At 66.7% G+C, this 10,985-nt stretch carries 5 protein-coding genes; 3 read left to right on the top strand and 2 right to left on the bottom strand.

Annotation, left to right across the window (positions count from 1 at the left end; all coding sequences use genetic code 11):
* The 3 genes from ACWDN5_RS35435 to ACWDN5_RS35425 form a co-directional block, all read left to right on the top strand.
* Positions 1 to 289 (top strand): hypothetical protein (locus tag ACWDN5_RS35435; RefSeq protein WP_449679346.1); only part of this gene is annotated, 289 nt, incomplete at its 5' end.
* Positions 290 to 400: 111 nt separating this feature from the next.
* A complete protein-coding gene (locus ACWDN5_RS35430) occupies positions 401 to 670 on the top strand; it encodes a Pvc16 family protein (protein WP_449679345.1) in 270 nt (89 codons plus the stop codon).
* Positions 671 to 1,665: 995 nt separating this feature from the next.
* Entirely contained in the window at positions 1,666 to 5,616 is a 3,951-nt protein-coding gene (locus tag ACWDN5_RS35425; protein WP_449679344.1) for a CHAT domain-containing protein, read from the top strand.
* Between the two features lie 244 nt (positions 5,617 to 5,860).
* On the opposite strand, the gene ACWDN5_RS35420 is transcribed toward ACWDN5_RS35425, so the two are convergent.
* Positions 5,861 to 9,925 carry a CHAT domain-containing protein gene (locus ACWDN5_RS35420; protein ID WP_449679343.1) on the bottom strand — a complete coding sequence of 1,355 codons (4,065 nt, stop codon included), beginning with the start codon at positions 9,923 to 9,925 and terminating at the stop codon, positions 5,861 to 5,863.
* Positions 9,906 to 10,664 (bottom strand): hypothetical protein, encoded by a 759-nt coding sequence (locus ACWDN5_RS35415; protein ID WP_449679342.1) that lies wholly within the window; start codon positions 10,662 to 10,664, stop codon positions 9,906 to 9,908. Before ACWDN5_RS35415 ends, ACWDN5_RS35420 begins: the two co-directional genes overlap by 20 nt.
* Positions 10,665 to 10,985: the final 321 nt, after the last annotated feature.

The raw sequence follows: 10,985 nt of genomic DNA, 5'->3' as shown, positions 1-10,985 counted from the left end.
GGGTGGTTCAGCTCTCGGCGGGTGCTTCGGCTGCTTCGGTACCGGCGGCGTTGCGCTGCTTCTCCTCCAGCGCGAGTGGACCGCCGATGGCGTGGCGGGAAGCAGCAATTTCGTCGCGACGGCCGCCCCAGCCCCGCGAGGCTTCTCGGCCACCGACTCCGACGGCGCTGGCAACCAGATTTACCGGGGGAGACTCGTCTCGGCCGATCCGAGCCCGCTCCGGTACGAAGGCGACTGGAGCGATGACGCCGGGCGCACTGCCACTTTCGTCTTCACCCGCCTGGACTGACCCCGCACATACGGGCAGCCGGGCGTACCCGAAGGTTCGCCACCGCGAGGTCGGCCGGGCCGGCTCCTTGCGATCATCGCGGGAGGAACGCACTGGTGAGGAGGGCGGCCGGTGATCCACAAGGTCGACGAGGCGCTGCACCGCAGCGAGGTTGCGGTCGCCTTCGAGGCGCCCGCCAAGGATTGGGCGGCCCGGCGCAACGCTCCGGCCGTCAGCATCTACCTCTACGACGTCCGCGAAGACCTGCGCTGCCGCGTCCCGGTGGCGTCTACCGTGAGCACTAAACGCCGATCGCGTGACCGCGTTTCGCCCACGCCGGTTCGCTCTAGCCGACTTGATCCACTGCGGTACCTGCGACGGTCGACTGGACTCGCACTGTAACCACGGACGCCCGATCTACTATTGCCGCCACGGCCACGCCACACCGGAATTTGATCGACCGGACACAGACGTGTAGCCGCGGCGCTGCGCGACTCAGGGAAGGCCATCGTCTACGACGGCGCACGATGGCGACTGGAGGAGATCGATTCTAGCTAAGCGACGACCGACCGTATTTCAAGATCGCGTGTCGCGATCCGTGGGGTAATACTGTGTCCGAGGACTTGAACCCCCTCGCGTGGGATATCTCCCGTTTTTGGGGAGTTCATGCAACCATGATAGCGCAGAGTCACCGGGGCAGCACACCACCCTCACGCCGCTGAGCGCCTTGTTTTGGCCTCGTTCGCAGCGCTGCGGAACAGCACTACCGCGTCGCGCAGTGGGCGGCAACCGGTGCGCCAGCCACGACCCGCGTCTCGGGCTTGACGCGCGATGCATTGCCGTGGCGGACCGCGGCCTCGGCGGAACCGAGTTGCTCGACGTAAGTAGATGCGATCGGACGGATCCGTACGGCGGCGCCACCCCGGTCAGATGCAGGCTTTCAGCGGCGATAGCAACAAGATCGAGATCGACGGTGCAGAACCGCACGTCCGCACGGCGATCCGGGCACTGCTGCCCGAGGTACACGGCCCCAGGTCGCGGCGGCGGAGTAGATCGAGGTCGCGCCCGCCAACGGCCAGTCGCAGGAGTTCACGACCCTGGCCCTGTAAGCTCTGCGGCGGACGTCGAACCGGCGATCGAGGGCGAGACACGCGAACTGCCCGTCGCGTCGTGCCAGCATAGCTGCCGCACCTGAGGCTTCATCTTCCTCGACTCGGGCCAAATCACGTCCCTGAACGTGTCCTGGACGAGAGGATGGCGGCATCGAGCCGCTCGTAACACTGCTGCTGAACCAAGCGACTCCGACTACGACAAGTGTCAGGGTCGGCAGACCGGTGCGATCGAGGGATGATTTGGCAGCCGTGACGCAATACACCGACCGCGCTACCGCGCTGCTCATGTCTCTCGAGCGCCTGCCTACCCATCTCTCCGAACGCGAACGGCTTGTACAGGCGCTGGCCTCCAGTTGGCCAGCAGCCTGGGACATCGTGGTGGCCGCCCTTCCATATCGAGATGCGGCACCTCTAAGAAGGCCAGGCCAGGCGTTCATCACTCGTCCACTGTGGCAGGTTCTGACGGTAGCCGGCGTGATCGCCGAGCTTCACGGATCCGATCGCATCGACTTGCCGCACATAGTGATTTCCCTCGAGCTGACCAGTGAATGCCGCAATAAAGGAATAGACCTTTCGAAGAACGTGGCCGAGGCATTCGAGCTGCCGCCGTTCGACCACCTAGATGAGGTCCTCACGACGCATCACCAGCGGATCACCGCTAGAAGTGAGATGCTGGTTGACGACGTCGATGTCCTGCTTGCCCGCCACGCCCTGATATGGCGCCGGTCCACGATCATCGGCTACTTCTCTACCATCGGAATAGGTTTTCTGGCGATGACAGCTCTCGCCTTCAAGACTGAATCAGCTGTCGTGTGGGTAGCGTTACCGTTCACCTTGGTTTCTTTCGCCGACTCACGCAGCACAGAAACTCAGCTCTTCGATGCCGGCAAGTTGACGGGGCGCATCTCGACCCGCTGGCCCGCTCAGTTCATCCCTGTCGCTATCACCGCCGCCGCAGGCGCACCACATGCGGCTTGGGTATTACTTGCAGAATATTTTCTGGTCGAGATCGTCATGACGATCGGCGGCTCAGCTCTAGCTCGACAGAGTCGCTTCAGCGGGCCCACATTCGACCTCCTGCCGGACAAGGTTCGGCTGGTCGCAGCGATTCCGGACGCTTTTCTAGCGAGCAAGCGTCTGTTCACCTTGGGGATCACCGTCGCTCTCGGGGTCGCTCCGGTAGTGCTCGCTCCCGGACTATCGCAAACAGATCACATTTTTTACATCATGGCGGCCGTCATGATCGGCCATCAACGAGCGTGGTTTGGAGTCATCTTCCTAGTCATCGCCACTACTATGAACGTGTCGACTGAGGGAATCATCCTCGCGCTGGGCAGCGGACTTCTGACAAGAGCTGCCATCAGCTGGTCATGGCGGCCTCCCGCTGCACCTGTCCCTGTTCCGTTACGCGGAGTCCGCGGAGTTCCCCGGCTCCGCGGATCAGAGGGCCAGGCGTGCCGCCGCGCACGGCACCTGCTGCGGCGCGGACTCTTCTCAGCGGCTGAAGCAGAACTGAGTTCTCATCCGGGCGCACATCCGATCAAAACCGCCTTACACGGCTGGGCACTCCTGGAATCCGGCCATCCCGGCGCTGCACAGGACGCCGTCAGTAAGCTTCCGGAATCACTCAGCCCGATTCGTACCCTCGTGATCGCTTGCTCCCACCTCGAGTTGTCCGAGCCGAGGACAGCCCTCACAGTATTGGCCGAGACGAACAAGCCGATCGGGCGAGCCGGCGTCAGAAGACAACTCGCTACCGAGATCCAGATGACCCGCCTGAGAGCCGAAACCCTGCTGAGCGAGGACACGGTGCCCACCCTCGCGCGCTGGCTCACACTTTCATCGAGACGCACGAATGCGCTGCGCACTATGCGTACGATCCGCCTGATCGCGGAGAATCACTCCACACCACCGGCGGCCGCCTCGATGATCGCGATTTTCGCTTATCGATTTGGTTCGTGGTACCGAAAACACATCGAAGTGCCGAATTCAACGCTCCTGCAGAACGAACGGGTGCTTTGGCTCGAAAGCATGCGTTTGCTCACAGTATGGGTCACGGCCAACATCGCCGGTGACCGGCAGCCGATCGACCCCCTCGAAGCTCTAGGCCGAGACACCGGCGCAGCCGAGTTCTTCCTGCGAGCCGACCGACCACTGGAAGCGGTCGACGTCCTCAACCAGCTCGCAGACCACCTGGAAATCTCACCGCACCACCCCGCCGCGCTGGATACGCGGATCGAAGCGGCCGCGACACTCCATTGGCTTCGCCACCAGTTCCACGACCTCGCCACGCGCCGCGCGTGGTGGGCGCGAGCTGCGGTCACTCTCTCCGCCGCCATCCGACAGGCCGCCAGCAGGAAAGACTGGGCCACGCTCGCCGAACTCATCGAAACCGCCCGACTGCAGCTTGCGCCACGTGAAGACGAGGACCTGGCCGATCGCACGAAGGCCCCGTTCGTGCGCGTGCGCGGTACCTCACGCATGGCGACGACAGTGTGGTATTCACCGCAGGAGCGGCCGGTCATCTACGACCTTGAAAGATTGGCAGCTATCGTCCTCGGCCGCGGCACGTGGTGGTGGAGCACCTGGGCCGTCGGCACCGAGCTGTATTGGTCGGTCGTCCCACCGGACGGGGAGGTGTACGGCGGAGTGATGGACGTCGGCCCCTCAAGCTCGTTGGGTCAGGCACTCGCCGACCTTCGCCGCGCTTCCCCTTCGCCGATGGCAAAAGAGTCCGTGGGCAGCCCGGGATTCGAGGCTCGAATGGCCGACAGTGTTCTGCTGGGGCCGCCATCGGCGGAGGCCGAACTCTCGATGAGGCTGGCTGCGCTGATTCCCCACCCGCTCCGCGAGCATCTCGCCCGGAACCCGTTGACCGATCTGGCGATCGCACCCGATCGGGTACTTGCCGGCGTACCGTGGTCGACCATCGGCACTGGTGTCGGTGAATTCAGGTTGCTGGAACGGTGCCGCCTGGCCATTGCCCCGCCAGCCAGCCTTCTTGCCGCCTTGGCCGGACGTCCCTGGCACGACGGGCATCGCCCTCTGTCCTTGGCGGTCCTCAACCCGGGCGGACGGCTCGGACCGCCCTCGCTCGATCTTCTGGCTGCCAGCGCGCTCGCTTACGCACTACCTGCGAAAGTGCCGAAGATCGTGCGTGGCAATGACGTCACCCTCGAATCCGTCGGTGCCTTACTTCGGTCGTTACCTCCCGCCTGCAGTTTCCTCTTCGCCGGTCACACACATCCCGGCGCCGATGAACCGCTCGGGGGCGGGCTCCTGTTGCGGCCGCCTGACGGACATAGGGACGCTGTGGTGCTCTCGGCGCGCGACTTGATCGACCACCCCGGCTGCTACCCCATCCCGAGCCAGGGTCTGGTGCTCGCCTGCGACACCGCAGACCTCGCCCAGGCCGCCGCCGGCGAGTGGCTCGTCCTGGGCACGGCGTTGCTCTGGGCCGGAGCTCGAAGGCTCATCGTCACCGGCTTCCCGGTGCTCGACACGACCGGCATTGACGAGGCGCTGGTCCGCTGTCTGCTTTCCGGCGACGACCTCGTGGACGGCTTGCGCGCGATCCAGCTCGAGCAACTGACGCAATGGCGCGCTTCCGGCGCAGCTGACGTGAGCCCGGCTATCTGGGGTGGCCACATCGCCATGGGCGCCTTCACCTCAAATATCCCCTTGAAGGAAATCACCGTGGGCGCCGACCAGCAATTCGCCCTCGATCTAATATGGCTGCTGGATTCCGCGGCCGAGGCGGCTCTCCGTCGAAATAGAAACGAAGTAGCGCCCAGTGATGTTCTGGTCGAACTGGCACTCGAGGCCACTGGATGGCTTCCCCGAACCCGTGGCCGCACTCTGGTAGCGGTCTCCTGGCTCGCCAACTCCTTTTTTCCCGGCGCGTGGCAGCTCCACGGGCCGTCTGGTAAACAGGCCGGTTTGCATCCCACCACGAGGGACCTGCTGCGCAGGGCAACGACCTACGCAGCCGAAGCAAGGCACGGGTTAGTCACGACGAAGCACCTGTTGGTCGCCATGCTCGCCGGCTCTGGTGCCGCTCCAGGACTGGCACGGTGGGCGACCCGTTACGATGGCCGACATCCCGAAGTCATTAAGGAGATCATCGCCGACTCACAATCCAATGCCGCACCGGCAGGGGGGTTTCGAGGGCGCAGCCTCCGACCCGAGGACGTCGACGTAGCTTACCGTGAGTGCGGTATTCGGCCACCACGGTGACCGATTTACCCCACCGGAAAGCGAGTTATCCTCGTGATTCGTCGCAGATTCGGCGTCAGTGGCCACGCGAACGGCCTCAATACATGCGGAACTAGTAGCTGATCCAGGCCAACTCGATACGCCGGACTCCCTGCCCAGTTCCACCGATGATACCCTCGGCCAGTTTCGGGCTTCTAGCCGTCGCGGCCGATCAGCAACAGAATATCACTCACGACGCCGCCTGAAGCGCAGCGCTATGGCCGACCTACCCGGGCAGAAGAGATTGCTCTTGTTTCGTTGTAGGCGGTTCGGAGTTATTCGCAATATAGACAGCCCGGACCACGTGCGGGGCCAAGTACCTGACCGAGGCAAGCCCGAAGCGACGCAGACCATGTTGGGTTTCGCTGATGATCTCCTTGACCACTTCCGGGTGCCGACCGTCCCAGCCGAACAGCTTGCGGGCGAGTGTCGCGGATTTACCGCGGCCGGCCAGCGCGGCGGCCAGCAGGTGATCGGGTGTAAGGAGCTTATGCCGCGCATCGGATGCCACCGCGCCCGCGTCGCGCACGATCTGCATGGTGTCCGTGCGCAACGCGATCGTAGACAAGGCCGCACGTTCGCGCCGGCGTAGCGCCGCCCAGGCCAGCGCAACGGCGGACCATGAATACACCAGTGGCACGAGTAGCAGGCGACGTGCTTTCTTCGCGTCTTCGGCGAAACCGTAGATGGCAAGGGCGAACAGCACGTCGGTTGGTGTGACTTCGTACCTCCCCAGCCGAGCCGCCTGCTCGGCAGCACTATCCAATAGCCCGATCAGGGACTCCTCGACGTACCGGTCACCTCGGTCGTCGGCCTCAGGTACCGGCGAGCGGGCCGAGAAGGTGCCCATCGCGATGTGGGCAGCCCAGATCGCCGGGGCCATCACCTCGTCTCCGGTGGCCCGCCAGTGCGCCAAGCGCCGCAGCTGGATCCCGCGCAGCGAGTCGACGAGGTCGTCCCCGGCCACGAGGTGGTCGAGCAGCGGAACGTCGAGCACATCGCTGTCAACGACCGGGAAGCCGGTCACCACCAACCGCTGCGCGCCGGCCCACAGCAGCGCCGTGCCGAGCACGAGCCATTCACCGTCAGCCGCCTGTCCCAAGTCGGCACTGTCACACGCCAGGATCAGCCCCTGAACCGGCACCGGGTAACGAGAAGCCGAGTCGATCAAGGCACCGGCCGACAACACCACCGGCTCACCGTCGGCCGTCGCCGGGCGGAGCAGCAGGCCTCTGCTCAGCGGCGTGCTGTCGCCCGCGCTCGTGTGACCCGCGAACACCACGCTGGACCGAGATGGCAGGGAGCGCAGAGTCTCGCCGAATCCAGCGAGGTCGACGCAGTCGGAGCGGCCGACGACCGGCACTCCGGTCGGCAGGCGGTACTGGAGAGCGCTAGCCGCGACCAGATCGTCCCGGGCTGCGCCGAAGGCTCCGCCCGGGTTCAGCACTGCCAAGGACACCGGATGCCGCCCTTTGTGATGGGAACGTCCGGACAAGGCCGCGATCAAGCCGGCCGGTGGAGCGACTGCCAGCCGGCACCGTTCCACGAGGCGGCGATCCCCGTCACCAATGGCGACGATAGCCCAGGGCACGGCGGCCAGCAGCTGGGCTGGCGCGATCGCGAGGTTCACCGCATCGCCGTGCCCGCCGAGATGGGCACGCAACGAGGCCGGTAGCAGCCCGCCCAGGCGCCGCGCCAGATCGCTCTCGTCACGCACCGGTCCGAACAGGACGCTGCGGGCCATGCGGTCCCCGAAGCGCTCGTCTCCGACGGATTCGCCGGGCCACGGTGCCGGAGCGGCCGCGGTCAGATCGGCCAGTGCCATCCCGAGATCCGTACCGGGGCCGACGTCCAACACACCGCCACTGACGGCACCGTCGGGCGGGACAAGCGCCCAGTACAGCCGGGTGTCGGCCGACCAGGTGCTCCACCACCACGTGTCCGGCCCGAGCACAGTGTCGGCCAGTCGCTCGAGGTCGTAGCTCGGTGGCCGATCCCCGGGCCGATACCAAACCGCTTTGGACAAGCGGGATACTCCGCGCACCCGGATGAACGGGGCACGCGAGAGATCGGTGAGGTCCTCCGCCTGGCGCGGGGCCAGCTGCAACCGCGCAGTCTCGATGAGTTCGGCCAGGGTTGCCCAGTCGGCGCCGGCGACCGCCTGGCGCATCGCGGCATCCATCGTCGCGGCTGCTTCGGTCCACCACAGCCGCCGGGTAGGCAGGTCGTCAAGCTGGTGGCGGTTCCAGTACAGCGACGCGGCGGCCTCAATTCTCGCGTCCAGCGCCGAGAGCTGGTTCGGCGTGTTCTCCAAGTGGTCCGCTAGCTGGTTCAGCGCCTGCGCCCCTTCCAGCGGCCGGTCGGCGCGGAGTAGGAACTCGGCCAAGCCGGTTTCGCTGTCCAGCTCATCCGCGATGTCGACGGTGTCTTTGCCGTCCTCGATCGACGCGACGATGATCACCGCGCTCGCGCGAAGGCTTTCCAAGTCTAGGGCTCGTTCGGACTCCAGCAAGGTGAACATCCGCGCTTCACGCCCATCGCGGGCCCAGCGCTGGAGCCTCAAGGCACATCCCGCGATCAGCTTGACCGCCACCGGCGGATAGGCCGGATCGCTCTGGGCGGCCAGCCGGATGACGACCATCGCGTCGAGCAGCTGGGAACGGCGTGGCGTGCGCGGCACGCCGCGGCCCAGCGCCACCGACAACCCCTGCTCCCCCAGCGCGATTCGCGCCCGCCACCGGGCGAGCTCAAGCTCCTTCCGCAGCCTCCGGCGGACTGTTCCCCTGCCGACGAGCCCTGTGGCGGTATCGAGGCTGCGCAAGGCTAGATCCGGCTGGGACAGCTCGAGCCGGGCGTGTGCGACGATCAGCGCACGAACCGGCGCGATTGGCCCGGGCAAGGTGTCGGCGAGCTCGGCGGCTCGGCCGAACCGCCCGCTCTGCACCAGTGCCCAGGCGTGCAGCGCGGTGAGCAAGGGATGGTGCGCCGGTGGTTCGGCCAGCAATGTCGCGGCTGCGGCGGGCAGGCCTCGGCGGACGAGCTTCCGCGCACGGCGGAAGCGGCGGGCGTCCCGCCCCCTCGGCGGCCGCAAGCCGGATACCCTGCGTTGCGGGATCGGCACCGGCGCCCCCGGCGGCCGACAGCGCCAGGCAATCAGCGCTCTCGCCACCAGCCCGGTCACCGGAACAGCCAGCGCGAACCAAGTGAACCCGCCGGCGACGACGACGGTTGCCACCAGCACGACGGCCGCTCCGGACAGCCGGCGGGCGACCAGAATGGCGGCGGCGGCGTACAGAGCCGCGGTGAATCCCTGCTGCCAGGTGCTCAGCAGCGTGGGCAGGCCCGCCGCGACCAGGACGCAGCCGAACGACGCGGCGCGCCGGGCGGTGATGTAGGAGTCCGGGACCGCCGCCAGCCAGCACACGTACGCCGGCACGTCCTCGAAGCCGGGGCCGTCGAACATGTCGTAGTGCGCGACGACCGCCTCCCCCGCTGCCGCGATCGCATCCAGCACCACGAACTGCGCGATCACGACCACCGCGGCGAAGGGGTCCCCCATCGCGACGGCGAGAACCGCCAGCACGGGCTGCACCGGCCAGTGCAGCGGCAACCTAGCCCAACCGATCCGCTCCGACTGGGTGGTGGTCTCCCGGGAATCGCGAGCGGAAACCATCGTGGCGGCGGCGAGCACCCACGCCGCGACCGAACCGGACCGCACGCCGTGGACGACGAGCAGGACGACCGCCGCCAGCACGCCGGCCATGTAGCAACCGGTGAACGCGCGCTGCCACCGCTGGCCGTTCAGGGTAAAGCCAAGCCGAACCGGCTCGTCGGGCCGCGGCGACTCCGCGGCCTCCCGGCGGACGCTGTGCTCCTTCAGCACGTCGTCAAGCCGGTCCAGCGTCCCCAGCCCGAAGGCTTCGGCGACCACCTGCGGCACCCCGGAGCCGACCGGCGCCCGCATGGTCAAGGAAAGCGCGACGGCGATGTGCGCGACGTCCACGAACTCGAACCCGTAAACCGCGGCCAGCGTCTCGGCAACGTCCAGGACGTGCCCGAAAGCATGCTTTCGGAAGGTCAAACCGGGCGCCAGCAGCGATGCGAACTGCTCGGCGCTCAGTCGGACCCGCACTCGAGTCCACTCGGTGCTCGCGAGCAGATCCAGCGCCGATTCGAGCCGTTCGCGCTCGGGCAGGCGGATCGGCAATCCGTTGACCGCGTCGACCAGGCGCTGTGCCGCGAGCGTCAGCGGCCGCGATGCGGCCGCCGTCTCAGCCGTCGTCAACAGCATGCTCCCAGTCGACTTCGGCGAGTGCCGAAGCCGGGGCACTCCCGGGCAAGCCGACCACGCCCGGTTCGCTGGAGCGCCAAGCGAACCGGCTCGGACCGACGAGCGACTTCTGGAACGCGATTGCGCCGAAGAACGGTGTGGCACCCGACTCGACCGCAACGCGCGCGGCCAGCCCGTGTGGGTTGGCCGCCGCGAGGGCTGTCGACGCGTTGGCCACCGGCAGCGGCCCGGCCAGCACGTCCGCGGAGACCTCGAGGTCCACTGTGGCGCCGGCGGTTGCCGAAACCAGGATCGCCGCCGGGCCGGTGTGGAGCACCTTGTGCACCAGCACCCATTCGCGCCGCCACACCTTCGCCAAGCGCAGCACTTGAAGTTCGCGTTCCAGCGCCGGCAGATTGGCCAGCTCTCGCCACGCACAGCCGGAGGCTTGCAGCAGCGTCGCACCGGCGTCGTCAAAGGCGACCGACAACTTGCCAGATCCTGCCCCCGGCGCGGTCGCGGTCGCGCCCGCGCTAACCCGCACCTTGCCGGCGGACTGGTAGTTGAGGTCCGCGGCGACGCTCAACTCGCGCATCTCATAGGGAATTTTCAGGTCGTCGAGACTGGTCACCCGGTCGAACCGGTGTCCACGCAGGGTGCCGACGTCCCCGACGCTGATCAGGGTGTTCGGGAACCAGCACGCTAGGAAACCCAGCTTCTTGTGGATCTCCCTAGTGTAGATCTCGTGGATCCCCGCCATGCAGTCTCTCCTCCGCTCAGTTACCAGTCGCGCGGACGATCGACATTCGTTACAGTGTGCCGGTCAGCATCCGGTCTCCGTGTTGCTCGGCGCGTTCCAGGGAATCCCGACACCATGGAGTAACGTGACCATGTGCCCAGACGCGCAGTCCGCCGCCGGCGCGTCGTCGAGGCTGAAGCCGATCACTCCCCTGCGCCGTTCACGACGACGCCGTTCGTTCCCTGGCCGAAGTCGAGGTTGAAGCGCTCTGCGATCCGGTATCTGCGGAACGCGTTCCTCCGCTGCGCCAGCATAAACCCGCGCGCACTTGCCGACTTCGGT

The sequence above is a fragment of the Amycolatopsis sp. NPDC003731 genome, from assembly GCF_053586895.1.
The sequence above is the reverse complement of the archived record's forward strand: the minus strand, read 5'-3'. Positions and strand labels throughout refer to the sequence as shown.